This window comes from Mesorhizobium waimense (genome assembly GCF_003601975.1).
Classification (GTDB): domain Bacteria; phylum Pseudomonadota; class Alphaproteobacteria; order Rhizobiales; family Rhizobiaceae; genus Mesorhizobium; species Mesorhizobium waimense.
In genome coordinates this window covers 14,861-30,647 of the sequence record NZ_QZWZ01000015.1, presented here as the reverse complement: position 1 = coordinate 30,647, position 15,787 = coordinate 14,861, and the positions used below count along the sequence as shown (strand labels likewise).

The window sequence follows — 15,787 nt, the reverse complement described above, 5'->3', positions numbered from 1 at the left end:
AGAAATCAAGGTCAACGCCGCCAAGATGCATATCTCGACCACCGATGTCGCCATCGACATCATCGGCATGCACAAATGGTACGGCGAATTCCATGTGCTGAAGGACATCAACCTCAAGGTGATGCGCGGCGAGCGCATCGTCATCTGCGGTCCGTCCGGCTCCGGCAAGTCGACCATGATCCGCTGCATCAACCGGCTGGAGGAACACCAGAAGGGCAAGATCATCGTCGACGGCAAGGAACTCACCAACGATCTCAAGAAGATCGACGAGGTGCGCCGCGAGGTCGGTATGGTGTTCCAGCACTTCAATCTGTTCCCGCACCTGACCATCCTGGAAAACTGCACGCTGGCGCCGATCTGGGTGCGCAAGACGCCGAAGAAGCAGGCCGAGGAAATCGCTATGCACTTCCTCAAGCGCGTCAAGATCCCGGAACAGGCCCACAAATATCCGGGCCAGCTTTCCGGCGGCCAGCAGCAGCGTGTGGCGATCGCGCGCTCGCTGTGCATGAACCCGCGCATCATGCTGTTCGACGAGCCGACCTCGGCGCTCGACCCGGAGATGATCAAGGAAGTGCTGGAGACGATGGTGGGCTTGGCCGAAGAAGGCATGACCATGCTGTGCGTCACCCACGAAATGGGCTTTGCCCGCAAGGTCGCCAACCGGGTGATCTTCATGGACCAGGGTCAGATCGTCGAACAGAACACGCCGGCCGAGTTCTTCGACCATCCGCGCCATGAGCGCACGAAACTGTTCCTGTCGCAGATCCTGCACTGACCGGTCCGACACAGATCAAGAGAGCCCGGCCGCATCGCGGCCGGGCTTTTTGCGTTTTGGCGGTCAGGTATTGATCGCCTGCATTGAAACGCGACGGGGCCGCAAAGCCTGATGAGAAGATTCCTGCGCTTTCTGGCCATGTTGGTTGCCGCGATTGCGCTTGCCACCGCGCTCGGCACTCTGGTGCCGCGGCCACTGTGGAGAGCGGCCGCCGCCGCGCCCGCCGGCACGCGCCACATTCTGGTGCTGAACAACCCGATCCACACTGACATCGCCATTCCGGTCGACGACCATGTGCGCCAGCGCTTCCGTTTCCTGGTCGATGCCGGCATCCCTGCCGACGCTCTGGAGGTGCGCTACATCGTCTTCGGCTGGGGCGGCCGGGCCTTCTATCTGGAGACGCCGACCTGGTCCGAGCTGAAGGCGGTGCCAGTGCTCAAGGCGCTGACGCTGGACGCATCCGTGATGCATGTCGACATCGCCGGCGCCATCGTCGAGCCGCATCCTGACGTCGCCGGCTTCGACATCGGCGAGGAGCGTTTTTCCGCGCTGCTCGATTTCATCGCCGCGAGCTTCCAGCAGGGGCCGAGCGGCCCCATCGTCATCGAGAATGCCGCTTATTCCCGCTTAGACCGTTTTTACGAGGCCAACGGCCATTTCAATGCGCTGGTTGGCTGCAACACCTGGACGGCGTCAGCCCTGCGCACCGCCGGCCTGCGCACCGGCTGGTGGAACCCGCTGCCGGCGTCGCTGGGGCTATCGATGCGGCTTTACAATTGAAAGGATCGGTCCGGCTGGATTAGCCGGTTTTGCGATGACAGGTGAGGCAGACGTCGAGCGCCTCATTCCTTCGCGCCCCCTCTGTCCTACGGACATCTCCCCCACGAGGGGGGAGATTGGCGACAGAGGGGGCGCTGTCTCGCCGGCCCGTCGCAAGTTTCATGTTTCGCCAGCTTCCGGCTCCCGCCAGCCATAAAGCCAGTCCAAATCCGCTGCGAGCTTCTCCGGCGCCCGCACCTTCAGGAACAGGTTGCGCGCCAACGCCACCGGTCCCCAGGCATGCCAGGCAAGGCGGTTGACGGCGCCGCGCCGTGCGGCCTTCGCGACACGCGGCCGGCGCAAATTTTCCCAGACTTGAAGACCACCTGCCAAGTCGGCAGGGGAGGCGGCAATGACGTCGGCCAATGTCGCGGCGTCCTCGATCGCCATTGCCGCGCCCTGCGCCGCGAAGGGGGTCATCGCATGCGCGGCGTCGCCGATCAGCGCGATGCCGGCGGGTGTCGACCATGGCTGCTTGGGCTCGACCGTATGGATCGGCCAGGCTGTCCACGGGCCGGCCTCTTCGGCCAGCCGGGCAAGTGCCGGCGCGGTGCCACGCATGGCCTCGGTGAGGATGCGGGGATCGGCATGGCCCGACCAGCCTTCTGTGATACGCTCGCCTTTGGTGAAGGCGGCGAGGTTGAAGGCAGTACCCCGGCTCACCGGATAGGCGACCATGTGGAAGCCGGGATGCAGGAAGGTGGTGACCGCGTTTGCGGCACCGACTGCTGCAACGGCCCTTCCGGCGGCACTCTCGGCCGGAACCGTGGCGCGCCAGGCCAGCTCACCCGAAAAACGGCTTTTGCCGGAAATCGACTTTTGGTCCGAGAGCCGCTCCCGAACCTGCGACCAGACGCCGTCGGCGCCGACGAGCAGCGACCCTTCGGCTTCGACGGTCTTGCCGTCGGCTTGCGCCGTCACGGCGATGCCGTGCGGCCCGGTGGCGACGCTGCTGACGCGGGCGCCAGCGACGAGTTCGATCCCCGGCCGCCCCGCCACCTGCGCCACAAGCGCGGCTTGCAGATCGGCGCGATGAGCGACGAGATAGGGGGCGCCCCAGCGGCTTTCGGCTGCCTGCCCAAGCGGCACGCGAGCCAGTTCGCGTAGCGTCGCGGCATCCTTCAGCACGACCGCTTCCGGCCGCACCGCGTGTGACGAAAGCCGGTCGAGCACGCCGAGTTGGCGCAGGATGCGTGTTGCGTTGGGGGAAAGCTGGATGCCGGCGCCGGTCGCTTCGAGATGTCTGGCCTGTTCGAACAGTTTTACCGGATAGCCGCGTTCGGCGAAGGCAAGGGCTGCGGTCAGCCCGGCGATGCCAGCCCCGGCGATGACGACCTGCCGGGACCGCGCGTCGCTCATGGCGGTGACGGAATCAGGCGGCCTGGTCGATATAGAGGCAGCCGGCGGGCTGCGTTTCCGTTGCCTTCAGCTTCGTCGAATAGCGGTAGAGCGTCGAGCAATAGGGGCAGACCTTTTCATTGTCGTCGCCCATATCGAGAAACACATGCGGATGGTCGAAGGGCGGGTTGGCGCCGGTGCACATGAATTCCCGGACGCCGATGTCGATCGCCGGGTGGCCCGCATCGTTCTGGAAATGGGGAATGGAACCGCCAGCCATCGTCGTCTCCTTAACTCGGTCTCGCCTGCATCTGGATCATAACCCATCTCTTTGCAAGATCGATGAAATGAAACTGTCGCAAAAGCCTGTCAGAGGATAAGTTAAGCCGGTTAACGCATGACCCTGAAAATCGATTGCGGTTTTCGGAAAGGGTCGTGTGTGGCATTGAGTTGGGCAGAGCGTCCTTTGCGCGTCCTGAAGGACGCGCGGCGCTCTGGCCGGGTGCAGACGGGGCAGAGCAGGAACCATGAACGAACTGAAGCCGGCACAGAGCGAATTCACCAGCGTGGAAAAGGCCAGCCCCCAGGGCGGCAACCCGGACCGTTTCGTCAATCGTGAGTTCTCCTGGCTGCAGTTCAACCGGCGCGTTCTCGAGGAATCGCTGAATGCGCATCATCCGCTGCTCGAGCGGGTCCGCTTCCTGTCGATCTCGGCCGCCAATCTCGACGAGTTCTTCATGGTCCGCGTCGCCGGCCTTGCCGGCCAGGTGCGCGAGGGCATCGCGCTGAAGAGCCCGGACGGTCGCACCCCCGAACAGCAGCTCGAACAACTGCTGCGCGAGGTCGAGCGCCTGCAGGAGGACCAGCAGAAGAGCCTTTCGGCGCTGATGCTCTTGCTCAACAAGGAAGGCATCGAGAGTATCACCCGCGATGGGCTGACCAGGGACGAGAGAACCTGGCTGGAAGAGCATTTCCAGGACCAGGTGTTTCCGGTGCTCACCCCGCTGTCGATCGACCCAGCGCATCCGTTCCCGTTCATCCCCAACCTCGGCTTCTCGATGGCGCTGCAATTGCGCCACCGCAAGAATGGCGAGGAGATGAGCGCGCTGCTGCGCCTGCCGGTGGCGCTGAAGCGCTTCATCCGCCTGCCGGACCGCAAGAGCCATGTCCGTTTCATCCCGCTCGAAGAGGCGGTCGGCCTTTACATCGGGAAGCTGTTCCCCGGCTACGAGGTCAAGGGCTCCGGCACGTTCCGCATCATCCGGGACAGCGATATCGAGGTCGAGGAGGAGTCCGAGGATCTGGTGCGACTGTTCGAGACGGCGCTGAAGCGCCGCCGCCGCGGCTCGGTCATCCGCATCGAGTTCGACATGCTGATGCCGCCGGAACTGCGCGACTTCGTCGCCGGCGAGCTTGGCGTCTCGTCGAGCCGCATCAGCGTGCTCACCGGTCCGCTGGCGCTCAGCCAGATCTCCGAGATCGTCGCCGTCGCCCGCGACGACCTCAAGTTCATGCCCTACAATCCGCGCTTTCCCGAGCGCATTCGCGAACATGGCGGCGACTGTTTCGCAGCCATTCGCGAGAAAGACATCGTCGTCCACCACCCTTACGAGTCCTTCGACGTGGTGGTGCAGTTCCTGCGCCAGGCGATGGCCGACCCGGAGGTGGTGGCGATCAAGCAGACGCTCTACCGCACCTCCAACGACAGCCCGATCGTGCGTGCGCTGGTCGACGCCGCCGAGGCCGGCAAGTCGGTGACCGCCCTTGTCGAGCTCAAGGCGCGCTTCGACGAGGAAGCCAATATCCGCTGGGCGCGCGACCTCGAGCGCGCCGGCGTCCAGGTGGTGTTCGGCTTCCTCGAGCTGAAGACCCACGCGAAGATGTCGCTGGTGGTGCGGCGCGAGGACGGCAAGCTACGCAACTACGTGCATCTCGGCACCGGCAACTACCATCCGGTCACCGCGCGCATCTACACCGACCTGTCCTTCTTCACCACTGACCCGACGATCGCCCGCGACGTCGCGCAGCTGTTCAATTTCATCACCGGCTATGCCGAGCCCGCCGAAGAGATGCGGCTGGCGATCTCGCCCTTCACGCTGCGCAAGCGCATCCTGAAGCACATCTCGGACGAGGTTCAGCATGCGCTGGAGGGCCGTCCTGCCCGCATCTGGATGAAGATGAATTCGCTCGTCGATCCGATCATAATCGACGCGCTCTACGACGCCAGCCGTGCCGGCGTCGAGATCGATCTCGTCGTGCGCGGCATCTGCTGCCTGCGGCCGCAGGTGCCCGGTTTGTCCGAGAACATCAGGGTAAAATCGATCGTCGGCCGCTTCCTCGAACACAGCCGCATCTACTGCTTCGGCAACGGCCATGGCCTGCCCTCGGACGGGGCGATCCTCTACATCTCCTCGGCCGATCTGATGCCGCGCAATCTCGACCGCCGCGTCGAGACCATGGTGCCGATCACCAATCCAACTGTGCATGAACAGGTTCTTGGCCAGATCATGCTGGGCAATATCATGGACAACCAGCAAAGTTTCGACGTATTGGCTGACGGAACCTCCCGGCGCGTCGTGCTGGAGGAGGGCGAGGAACCGTTCAACGCGCAGGAATATTTCATGACCAATCCGAGCCTTTCCGGACGGGGTGACGCGCTGAAGTCGCACGCACCCAAGCGCATCGCACAGTTCAAGCGCCGCAAGAAGAACGCAGCGACCAGCGGATGATTTCAACATCCCAGGGCCGGCTCCAGGATCGCCGACCGCTGTCCATCATCGACATCGGATCGAACTCGATCCGTCTTGTCGTCTATGAAGGGCTGGCGCGCTCGCCGACCTTGCTGTTCAACGAGAAGATGCTGGCCGGCCTCGGCCGCGGCATCGTTTCGACCGGCAAGCTCGACCCCGAGGCGGTGACCCGCTCGATGGAGGAGTTCCGCCGCTTTCGTGCGCTCTCGAACCAGGCCGGCGCCGAGCACATGTATGTGCTGGCGACCGCCGCCGCCCGCGAGGCTGTGAACGGCCCCGACTTCATCCACCGCGCCGAGGATGTGCTGAAGACCGAGATCCGCGTGCTGAGCGGCCGCCAGGAGGCGCATTATTCGGCGCTTGGCGTCATCTGCGGCTTCCATCCTGCCAATGGCGTTGCCGGCGACCTTGGCGGCGGCAGCCTGGAACTGATCGACATCAATGGCGAGGCGATCGGCGACGGCATCACGCTGCCGCTCGGCGGCCTGCGCCTGCAGGACATGGCGAAGAACTCGCTAGCCCAGGCGGCAAAGATCGCACGCGAGCATCTGGCGCGGGCAAAGCTGCTCAGGGGCGGCCAGGGCAGGGCCTTCTATGCGGTCGGCGGCACCTGGCGAAACCTTGCCCGGCTGCACATGGAGATGACCAACTATCCGCTCGGCGTCATGCATCATTACGAGATCAGCGCCGACAGTGCCCAGAACTTCCTCAAGCAGGTGGCGAAGGCCGAGATCGAGAAGGTCAAGGGCATCGAGGGCGTCTCCAAGAACCGCCGCTCGCTGCTGCCCTATGGCGCCGTCGTGCTGCAGGAGATCATGGCGGCGATGCAGCCCTCGAAGATCGTCGTCTCGGCGCTCGGCGTGCGCGAGGGGTTTCTCTATTCGCTGCTGGACGAGGCCGAGAAGAAAGCCGATCCGCTGATCTCGGCGGCCGAGGAACTTGCCCGGCTGCGCTCGCGCTCGGTCACCCACGCGCATGAGCTGGTCGAATGGACCGGCAAGGCCTTCGCCGCCTTCGGCATCGACGAGACCGAGGACGAGGCGCGCTATCGCCAGGCTGCCTGCCTGCTGGCCGACATTGGCTGGCGCGCCCATCCCGAATATCGCGGCAAGCAGTCGCTCAACATCATTGCCCACGCCTCCTTCATCGGCGTCGATCATCCCGGCCGCGCCTTCCTGGCGCTTGTCGGCCTGTTCCGCCACGAGGGCGTGTTCAACGAGGCTGTGCCGGAAATCCGCGGGCTGGCGACGCCGCGCTACCTCGAGCGCGCCCGCGTGCTGGCGGCGATGCTACGCGTCGTTTACCTGCTGACGGCGGCGATGCCGGGCGTCATGCCCAGGCTGAAATGGGAACCCCGCCCCAATGGCGGGCTGGCGCTGGTGTTGCCGGCATCGCTGGCCGACCTCTACGGCGAGCGGCCGGCCGGGCGCCTGGCGCAACTGGCAAGGGTCACCGGCCGCCGTCTGGTGCTGGCCGTCGAGGGCGGGCCGAGCGTTTCCGTGAAATAGTCCGTTCCGGATAGGTAGAATCAGGTGGCGTCAGCGCCGATCCCGAAGCTCCTTCCGTCGATCGCCCAGGCGCCGGCGCCAGCCATGGCCAACGCCAGGAAGCCGCCAGCAATCGCAATGTCCTTCATCAGCATCTGCTGGTGCAGGAAAGCGAGTGTCGGATCGCCGCCACCCTGGCCGTAATGGCCGATGAAGCCGGCCGCAATGCAGAAGGCGGCGAGCAGCAGTGCCGCGATTCGTGTCTGGAAGCCGACGAGGATTGCGAGCCCAGCAATCAGTTCGAATAGGCCCGTGCCCCAGGCGGCGAGCATCGGCAGCGGCAGGCCGAGACCGGTGAAATAGTCTGTCGTACCGGAAATGTTGGCCAGCGCCTGGAAGCCGGACGGCACGAACAAAGCGGCGAGCAACAGCCGGGACAAGAGAAGCAGCGCGTTGCGGGGCATGGAGACCTCCGTCGTCGTCGGCCGATCGTCCCGACCTCCTGATCATAGCAGAAATCGGTAATCCGGGCGCTTGGATAGACAACGAAAAAGCGGCGCGGAAAATTCCGCGCCGCTTCCATTTCAGGACGTTGAAGGAGGTTCAGCCGCGCTTGGCGTCGACCGAATAGGCGCCGGCGCCCGAGGAAGCCAGCGCAATGAAGCCGCCGGCAATCGCCAGGTTCTTCAGGAAGTTGATCATCTGCATCTGGTCGGCCCAATTCATATGGGCGACCAGCCCAGTGGCGACCGTGAAGATCGCCAGCACCCAGGCGACAATCCGGGTCTGGAAACCGACGAGGATGGCGAGGCCGCCGAGCAGCTCGATCAGGCCGACGACAATGGCGGTTACAGTCGGCAGCGGCAGGCCGAGGTTGCCGAAATAGCCGGCGGTGCCGGCGATCGCGGTTAGCTTGCCGAAGCCGGACAGCAGGAAGATTGCCGCGAGCAGAGCGCGGCCGAGGAGGATGGAGGTAGAGGCGTTGGAAGCAGCGCCGGAACCGGCGACGGAAGTGTTGATGGACATGGTGACTCTCCAGGGGCTTGGGATGATGCCCCTCCAGATAGAGCAGCCCAACTGTTCACTAAAGATGTCGATCTGGCGACAGATCGTTCACAAGGTTACATCGGTGATACTAACTTACCCCGGATGCGTCATGTCCTCAGGCCGCACCAGCCGGTCGTAGTCGGCCTCGCTGACCAGCCCGGTGGCCAGGGCTTCCTCGCGCAGCGTAGTGCCCTTCTTGTGCGCGGTCTTGGCGATCTTGGCGGCATTGTCGTAGCCGATGGTGGGCGCGAGTGCCGTCACCAGCATCAGCGAGCGGTCGAGCGCCGCCTTGATGTTGTCCTCACGTGCCTCGATGCCGACCACGCAATTGTCGGTGAAGGAGACCGAGGCATCGGCGAGCAACTGCACCGATTGCAGGAAATTGTAGGCCATCAGCGGGTTGTAGACGTTGAGCTCGAAATGGCCCTGGCTGCCGGCGAAGGTGAGTGCTGCATTGTTGCCGAACACCTGGACGCAGACCTGCGTCAGCGCCTCGCACTGGGTCGGGTTGACCTTGCCCGGCATGATCGAGGAACCCGGCTCGTTCTCGGGCAGCGACAGTTCGCCGAGGCCCGAACGCGGGCCGGAGCCGAGGAAGCGGATGTCGTTGGCGATCTTGAACAGCGCCGCGGCCGCCGCGTTGATGGCGCCGTGCGAGAACACCATGGAATCGTGGGCCGCCAGCGCCTCGAACTTGTTCGGCGCTGTGACGAAGCCGATGCCGGTGATGGCGGCGATGCGTTCGGCCACCTTCTCGGCGAAGCCGACCGGAGCGTTCAGGCCGGTGCCGACGGCGGTGCCGCCTTGCGCCAGTTCCTGCAGGCCGGGCAGCGTCATCTCGATGCGCTTGATCGACGAGGCGACCTGCGCCGCATAGCCCGAGAATTCCTGGCCGAGGGTGAGGGGGGTCGCGTCCTGGGTATGGGTGCGGCCGATCTTGATGATATGGGCGAACGCCTTCGTCTTGGCTTTGAGCGCTGCATGCAAGTGCTTCAGCGCCGGCAGCAGATCGTGGACGATACGCTCGGCGCAGGCGATATGCATGGCCGTCGGATAGGTGTCGTTCGACGACTGGCTCATATTGACGTGGTCGTTAGGGTGCACCGGCTTCTTCGAGCCCATGACGCCGCCCAGAAGTTCGATCGCCCGGTTGGAGATCACCTCATTGGCGTTCATGTTGGACTGCGTGCCCGAGCCGGTCTGCCAGACGACCAGCGGGAAGTGGTCGTTGAGCTTGCCGTCGATGACCTCCTGCGCCGCCTCGATGATCGCCTTGCCGATCGCCGGGTCGAGCCGCTTCAAATCCATATTGGCTTCGGCCGCCGCCCGCTTGACGATGCCCAAGGCGCGCACGATCGAAGCGGGCTGCTTTTCCCAGCCGATCTTGAAATTGCCAAGCGAACGCTGCGCCTGCGCGCCCCAGTAACGGTCTGCGGCGACCTCGATGGGGCCGAACGTGTCGGTTTCGGTTCTGGTCTTCTCAGCGCTCACTGGAGGTCTCCGGTTCTCGAAATTCGGCAACGGCGTATCGCGTTGCACAAATCGCTTCAAGCGGAGATTGCGGGCGGTGGCGATGCAAATCGGTTGAAGGAATGGCGCTATCTTCCTCCTCCCTTGTGGGAGAGGGTGGCCTTGCGAAGCCAGGTCGGATGAGGGGGGCTCCAGCTTGGCACCGACAGCGATCCGTCCAACACCCCTCAACCGTCTCGGCGCTGCGCGCCGATCCACCTTCTCCCCCTGGGGGAGAAGGTAAAGAATGCCTCTCACCCCAATGGCGGACCGACAATATCGATGCCGTTCTTCGCGCAGATCCGCGTCAGGGCCTCGATCATCTCTGGCGTAGGCTCCGATGCCGGCGGCAGGTCCGGCCGTTCGGCGGGACGGCTGGCCTGACGCAGCATCGTTTCGAAATCGGAGCCGCGCGTGATGGTGAGGGTGCGCGCGCCTTCCGGGGATTCGACCCTGAACGTGTGCGGCAGGCCTTTCGGCGCGATCACGGTCTCGCCGGCGACGGCAATCCGCTCGCGGCCGTCGACGACAAAGCGCAGCTTTCCTTCCAGAATATGAAACACTTCATCCTCATGCCGATGCACATGCAGCGGCGGGGACTCGCCGTAAGGCTTGAGATGCTCGACGACACAAATTCCGTCCTCGCCCTCGGCGGACGAAATCTGGATGGCGACGAGCGTGTTGTTGAACCAGAAGAATTCCTTGCCTGCGATGGTCCGGTTGATCATTGTCATGACAGCTTCCCCTTGTGCTGGCGGTGCCGACGGAGCGGCGTCGGCAGCGACCTAACCAAGGATGGGCAGGCAACGGAAATCGAATGATCGTATGGGGCGAATTGATGCGATGAATTTGAACGCGCTCGATCTCAACCTCGTCAGGGTGCTGGACGCGCTTTTGCGCGAGAGAAGCGTGACGCGCGCCGGCGAGCAGATCGGCCTCAGCCAGCCTGCCGTCAGCGCGGCGCTCAACCGCCTGCGCCATGCCCTCAACGACCAACTTTTCGTGCGGCGCGGCAACGAGATGGTGCCGACGCCGCGCGCCGAGAGCCTGGCGGAGCCGGTTCGCGTGGCGCTGCGCGAGATCGAACGCGTCTTCCAGCCGGCGAAAGACTTCGATCCGGCCGGGCTGGAGCGAACCTTCACCTTCATGGGCGCGGATTTCTTCTCCATGCTTTTGATGCCGCCTCTGGCGGCGCGCATCGCGGCCGTGGCGCCCGGCGTGTCGTTCCGCTTTCTGGACAGCGCAAGCGGTGATGTCTCCAGGCTGCTCCAGGAGGATCAGATCGACGTGGCTCTGGAACGCCCGCTGGAGGTTTCCGACTGGGTCTCCAGTACGCCTCTGTTCGGCTCGCCCTTCGCCATCATCGCTGCGAAGGGCAATGCCGCGATCAGGCAGGCGGGTATCGCCGAGGGCGAGCGATTGCCGATCGAGCTCTTCTGCGAACTGCCGCACGCCATCCGCTCCATCGATGGCTCGATGTCGGGCTTTACCGACGAGGCGCTGGACAAGATCGGACGGACGCGCCGCGTCAGTCTGGCGCTGCCGCACTTCCAAGCTGTCGCGCTGGCGGTAGCCCACGGGCTCTACCTGGCCGCGATTCCAAGGCAGTTCGCGACGGTGGCGGCGAAGTCGCTGCCGATCGCCGTCTATGAAGCGCCGTTTCCCATTCCTTCACCTGCGGTGAGAATGTACTGGCACGCCCGTCACGATGATGAGGAGCCTCACCGCTGGATCCGCAGCCGGATTCTGGAAGCTGTCGAGGCTCTCGGATTCCGTGATTTCGAGGGTACCGAAAGCACAGATTCGCAGGGCTAAAGCAATTCCAGGAAAGTGTGTGGCGTTTTCCCTACGGAATTGCGCAAGAACAATACTCACCCCGCCGTATAGCCGCCGTCGATCGCGAAAATCCCGCCGCTGGTCCACGCCGCGTCGTCGCTGGCCAGATACACGGCGATGCCGGCGAGATCGCTGGTCTGGCCGATGCGGCCGAGCGGATAGCTGCGCTCGACATAGGCTTTCAGCTCCGCCTGCGCTTCCGCCGGCAGGTTGACGATCGATTTGCGTCGCATGGCGGTATCGACCGTGCCAGGCGCGATCGCATTGACGCGGATGCCGCGCGGGCCGAGCTCGAAGGCCAGCGACTTTGTCAGTGAGTTGAGAGCACCTTTGGACAGCGAGTACAGGCTCGACGGCCGCTTCGGGATCATCTTGCTGGCGAAGTAGGACGAAATGTTGATGACGGAGGCGGCAGCCGTGAGATGCGGCAATAGCCGCTGTGTCAGGAAGAACGCCGCCGTTACATTGAGCGCGAAGGATTGCTGGAATTGCTCTTCTGTAACGCCATCGAAGGGCACCAGGAAGGCGACGCCGGCATTGTTGACGAGGACGTCGAGCGGTCGCCCCTGTTTCACATGCGCGGCCACCGCATCGATGCCGGCCGAGGTCGAAAGGTCGGCCGACAGGGTTTCAACCGTCGAGCCGTCCTTGCTTGATGCAATCAGCGTCTGGCGCGCCGCCTCAAGCTTGCCGACGTCGCGGCCGACGATCAGCACGTCGGCGCCTTCGCGTGAAAAGGCCTCCGATATCGCCAGGCCGATCCCGTCCGAACCGCCGGTGACCAGCGCCCGTTTGCCGTGAAGTCTCATGGGATGCTCCTGCCTGTGCCATTGGCAAAGAGCATGCCGAACGGCTTGGGCGGTCAACCCAAGAGCCTATCCCGCAGTATGAACTTTATCCGGCCGAGGCCAGCCCGACGGCCGCAGGCCGTCGCATGGCGAGCCGGCCCGCAACATATTCTTTCACCTGACGGATCGCCTGTTCGCGCGAGACGCTGCCCGGCTGCAGGCCGAGCCGCAGCCACAGCCCGTCGATCAGCGCGGTGACGCCAAGCGCGATATCGTCGGCCTCTACGGACGATGCAAGACCGCGCAGACCGGACAACAGGTTCGAGCGCATGCGTGCATGTATGACCTTCTGAATGCGGGCGAGCTTGTCGTCGCGCGGTACCTCCGCGCAGAGCGAAAGCCAGGCGTGGCAGAGAGGCGGCAGGAACAGATGCTCCTCGAAATTGCCTTCGATAACCGCATCTAGGCGCTCCATCGGCGTCCGTGCCCGCCGAAGCCGCGCGATCACTGCGTGGCATAGGACTGCGTTCGCCTCGCGCATCGCGTGCTCGAACAACTCCTGCTTGTTGCGGAAATAATGCAGCACGATGCCTTTCGAGGCACCGGCTTGGGCCGCCACCTTTTCCAGCGTCGCGCCGGCTATGCCTTCACGCTCCAGCACCGCGAACGCCGCCTGCCGCAATTCCCTGCGCCTGATATCGCTGATGCGGCTGAGCTTCACCGGAGAATCCACCTGTTCACGATTACAGATTGACATCCTTATCCGTTGAGATCAAGAATTGACCCATGGGACAATTATTAGTCCGAACGGACAAGAGGAGACATCGCATGCATCGCACTCTGGCAACCGGGGTCTGCCTGGCCGCACTGGCGCTGGCTTCTCATGCGGCTCGAGCGGCCGAGGCCGAGCAGTGCAGGGCGGTCCGCATGGCCGAACCTGGATGGAACGATCTGGCCTTCACCACTGGTGTCGCCAATGTTCTTTTCGGTGCGCTCGGCTATCAGCCGCAGAGCTCGGTGCTGGGCATCAACGTCATCTACGAAGGCATGAAGAACAACGATCTCGACCTGTTCCTGGGTTACTGGAACCCGGCCATGGTCACCTACTACGAACCCTACAAGAAGGACGGTTCGGTCGAGGACGTGCGCGTCAATCTGGAAGGGGCCAAATACACCTTCGCCGTCCCGACCTATGTCTGGAACGCCGGCGTCAAGGATTTTGCCGACCTGCACAAGTTCGCCGACAAGTTCGGCAAGAAGATGTACGGCATCGAGCCCGGCTCGAACCAGCTGATGATGGACGCCATCGCCGATCCGTCGCTCGGCCTCGATGGCTGGCAGGTCGTCGAGTCGAGCGAAGCCGGCATGCTGTCCGAGGTCGGCTATGAGATAAAGGAAAAGCAGTTCATCGTCTTCCAGGGCTGGGCCCCGCATCCGATGAACACCATGTACGACTTCAAGTACCTGACCGGCGGCGACAAGTTCTACGGCCCAAACCTTGGCGCGGCGACGGTCACCACGCAGGTGCGTAAGGGCTATCTCGAACAGTGTCCGAATGCCGCGCAGCTGCTGAGGAATCTCGCCTTCGACATCGATTTCGAGAATGTCGGCATGGGCTACCTGATCAATGATGGCATGAAGCCGGAAGAGGCGGGACTGAAGGCGATCACACTGAACAAGAACCGCCTCGATGCCTGGCTCGCCGGCGTCAAGACCTTCGACGGCAAGCCCGGCCTTGCCGCGGTCAAGGAAAAGCTCGGCCTGTGACATCGGTTACGCTGGAAGCGGTGCCGGATGCCTGGGCGGAACAGGACGCCTGGGCTGACCGCAAGCAATTCATCAATGCTGACGGCCTCGATATCGCCTATGCCGAGATCGCAGGCGCCGAACCGGCGCTGGTTCTGGTGCACGGCTTCACCGACACCAGCCGCAGCTTTTCGCTCCTGGCGCCGCATCTGGCCGGCCGCCGGCTGATCATGCCCGACCTGCGTGGCCACGGTGCCTCGCTAGCGGGCGAGGGCTGCGCCATCGCCGACTTCGCCAATGACATTGCCGGGCTTATCCGGCATTTGCAGCTCGATCGGCCTGTTGTCGTCGGCCATTCGCTTGGTGCCATGGTGGCTATCGCGCTGGCCGCGCGGCATAGGGAACTCATCGGCGGGCTGGTGGTCCTGGCCGGCACGTTGAAGCCCGATTTCGCGCCGGATCATCCGTTGGTCGCCGGCGTTCAGGCTCTACGCGATCCGATCTCGCCGGCCGATCCCTTCTATGACTGGTGGCATGCCTGCCGGCCTGGTGTGCCCCAACCCTTTCTCGCCGGCATGGCGAAAGACGCCTCGACAATGCCGGTGGCGAGCTGGCGCGCTGTCCTCGAAGAAATTCGTCACACGGATCTGACTGACGCGGCGCGAGCTGTACAGGTGCGAACGCTGATCATCGCCGGTGCAGTCGACCCGCTGTTTGGCGAAGCGCATCAGCAAGCGCTGCGGCACTGTCTTCCGGGTTCCGACTTCATCCGCATCGAAGGCTGCGGCCATAATCCGCACTGGGAGGATCCGGCGCTTGTTGCCGCGGCCGTCACCGACAAGTTCAGGGCAGGGCTAGCTCAACAGCGATTGCGAGGTCGGTGAAAGCCGCAGGGTCTGCGTCGGTCTGGCGCGGTTCGGTTCCGTTGCCCGGTGGAAGGTCCGCCACATCGGTGAAGCGGCCAGGGTCGCTTCATGATTTGCTTGCGCGTCGGCGCTGTCGAATCCCAAGACGCTGATGAACACGTTTTCGCCTGATCGCACTGGCAGGCGCGGAAAGCTGTTTTCGGCGTGCTCGGTGACGAAGGCGCCGAGCAACCTTGCGCCGAGCGCCTCGATCAGCGGAACGGCCCGGGCCTCGAAATTTTCGGCAAAGCCGGCCTCGGTGCCAGGCTGCAAATGCTGTATCTTGATTGCAACAATGGCCTTCAAGCGACTGTCATCGCCCGGTTTTTCCTGCTCAGACCCATCAGCTCTTCGCAAACCCGACAGGTCGAAGCCGGCGCCCGGCCATGCCGGTTTCAGCAGCAGCACGTCGTCGGAATCGATCATCGTGGCGTTGGCGGCGTCGCGGTGTGCGGCCCATACCGGCCCGTCATAAAAGGTCGTCAGAGCTTGTTTCCGCCCATCCATCCCGTCAAAGCCGCGCAGCCAGACGAACATGTCGGGCCGGTCGAGGTCGCGGAACTGGCCGATGATGGTCATCCCAGCGGCTTCCTGGCCCTCGATCAGACGGCTGTCGAAGACATCGATCAGCGTGTCGCGCCGGCCGGGTCTTAGCGTGTACTGCCGCAATTCGACCACGGGCGAGGCGAGCAGGCCGGCTGTCGCGGGGGCTTTCAGGGGCAGGTTCATCGCGCACTCTCCAAAACAGGATGATCGTCCTGTTTTACAAAACAGACCGGTTGTCCTG

Annotated in this window: 16 protein-coding genes; 7 read left to right on the top strand and 9 right to left on the bottom strand. The window is 63.8% G+C overall.

Going from position 1 to position 15,787, the window contains the following annotated elements:
- Positions 1 to 25 precede the first annotated feature (25 nt).
- Together D3227_RS19580 and D3227_RS19575 are read left to right on the top strand one after the other, a co-directional pair.
- Positions 26 to 775, top strand: a complete 750-nt coding sequence (locus D3227_RS19580; RefSeq protein WP_192180127.1) for an amino acid ABC transporter ATP-binding protein — start codon at positions 26 to 28, stop codon at positions 773 to 775.
- Between the two features lie 111 nt (positions 776 to 886).
- Entirely contained in the window at positions 887 to 1,555 is a 669-nt protein-coding gene (locus D3227_RS19575; protein WP_120015958.1) for a TIGR02117 family protein, read from the top strand.
- A gap of 159 nt (positions 1,556 to 1,714) precedes the next feature.
- Here D3227_RS19575 and D3227_RS19570 read toward each other — a convergent pair whose 3' ends face one another.
- Positions 1,715 to 2,953: an FAD-dependent monooxygenase gene (locus tag D3227_RS19570; RefSeq protein ID WP_120015957.1), complete on the bottom strand. Its 1,239-nt coding sequence runs from the start codon at positions 2,951 to 2,953 to the stop codon at positions 1,715 to 1,717.
- A 13-nt stretch (positions 2,954 to 2,966) separates the two neighbouring features.
- Positions 2,967 to 3,212, bottom strand: coding sequence for a zinc-finger domain-containing protein (locus D3227_RS19565; protein WP_120015956.1), 246 nt, complete (start codon positions 3,210 to 3,212; stop codon positions 2,967 to 2,969).
- 247 nt (positions 3,213 to 3,459) lie between these two features.
- Here D3227_RS19565 and D3227_RS19560 point away from each other — a divergent pair, with 247 nt between their 5' ends.
- Both D3227_RS19560 and ppx read left to right on the top strand, forming a co-directional pair.
- Complete coding sequence (locus tag D3227_RS19560) at positions 3,460 to 5,661, top strand: RNA degradosome polyphosphate kinase (protein WP_120015955.1); 2,202 nt, start codon at positions 3,460 to 3,462, stop codon at positions 5,659 to 5,661.
- A complete protein-coding gene (gene ppx, locus D3227_RS19555) occupies positions 5,658 to 7,190 on the top strand; it encodes an exopolyphosphatase (RefSeq protein WP_120015954.1) in 1,533 nt (510 codons plus the stop codon). Before D3227_RS19560 ends, ppx begins: the two co-directional genes overlap by 4 nt.
- Before the next feature lie 20 nt (positions 7,191 to 7,210).
- Here ppx and D3227_RS19550 read toward each other — a convergent pair whose 3' ends face one another.
- The 4 genes from D3227_RS19550 to D3227_RS19535 form a co-directional block, all read right to left on the bottom strand.
- Positions 7,211 to 7,633: a DoxX family protein gene (locus D3227_RS19550; protein WP_120015953.1), complete on the bottom strand. Its 423-nt coding sequence runs from the start codon at positions 7,631 to 7,633 to the stop codon at positions 7,211 to 7,213.
- 139 nt (positions 7,634 to 7,772) lie between these two features.
- Positions 7,773 to 8,195, bottom strand: coding sequence for a DoxX family protein (locus D3227_RS19545; protein WP_120015952.1), 423 nt, complete (start codon positions 8,193 to 8,195; stop codon positions 7,773 to 7,775).
- A gap of 114 nt (positions 8,196 to 8,309) precedes the next feature.
- Positions 8,310 to 9,707, bottom strand: a complete 1,398-nt coding sequence (gene fumC, locus D3227_RS19540; protein WP_120015951.1) for a class II fumarate hydratase — start codon at positions 9,705 to 9,707, stop codon at positions 8,310 to 8,312.
- Between the two features lie 272 nt (positions 9,708 to 9,979).
- The gene (locus D3227_RS19535) at positions 9,980 to 10,459 is read right to left on the bottom strand and encodes a cupin domain-containing protein (RefSeq protein WP_120015950.1); all 480 of its coding nucleotides are present in this window, start codon (positions 10,457 to 10,459) and stop codon (positions 9,980 to 9,982) included.
- 109 nt (positions 10,460 to 10,568) lie between these two features.
- Here D3227_RS19535 and D3227_RS19530 point away from each other — a divergent pair, with 109 nt between their 5' ends.
- Entirely contained in the window at positions 10,569 to 11,540 is a 972-nt protein-coding gene (locus D3227_RS19530) for a LysR family transcriptional regulator (RefSeq protein ID WP_120015949.1), read from the top strand.
- 56 nt (positions 11,541 to 11,596) lie between these two features.
- On the opposite strand, the gene D3227_RS19525 is transcribed toward D3227_RS19530, so the two are convergent.
- Positions 11,597 to 12,370: an SDR family NAD(P)-dependent oxidoreductase gene (locus D3227_RS19525; protein ID WP_120015948.1), complete on the bottom strand. Its 774-nt coding sequence runs from the start codon at positions 12,368 to 12,370 to the stop codon at positions 11,597 to 11,599.
- Positions 12,371 to 12,455: 85 nt separating this feature from the next.
- Entirely contained in the window at positions 12,456 to 13,106 is a 651-nt protein-coding gene (betI, locus tag D3227_RS19520; protein WP_120015947.1) for a choline-binding transcriptional repressor BetI, read from the bottom strand.
- 71 nt (positions 13,107 to 13,177) lie between these two features.
- Here betI and choX point away from each other — a divergent pair, with 71 nt between their 5' ends.
- Together choX and D3227_RS19510 are read left to right on the top strand one after the other, a co-directional pair.
- Entirely contained in the window at positions 13,178 to 14,116 is a 939-nt protein-coding gene (gene choX, locus D3227_RS19515; protein ID WP_120015946.1) for a choline ABC transporter substrate-binding protein, read from the top strand.
- Complete coding sequence (locus D3227_RS19510; RefSeq protein WP_167480764.1) at positions 14,113 to 14,979, top strand: alpha/beta fold hydrolase; 867 nt, start codon at positions 14,113 to 14,115, stop codon at positions 14,977 to 14,979. Before choX ends, D3227_RS19510 begins: the two co-directional genes overlap by 4 nt.
- Here the strand turns inward: D3227_RS19510 and D3227_RS19505 are convergent.
- Complete coding sequence (locus D3227_RS19505; RefSeq protein ID WP_120015945.1) at positions 14,950 to 15,729, bottom strand: NIPSNAP family protein; 780 nt, start codon at positions 15,727 to 15,729, stop codon at positions 14,950 to 14,952. The genes D3227_RS19510 and D3227_RS19505 overlap by 30 nt on opposite strands.
- Positions 15,730 to 15,787: the final 58 nt, after the last annotated feature.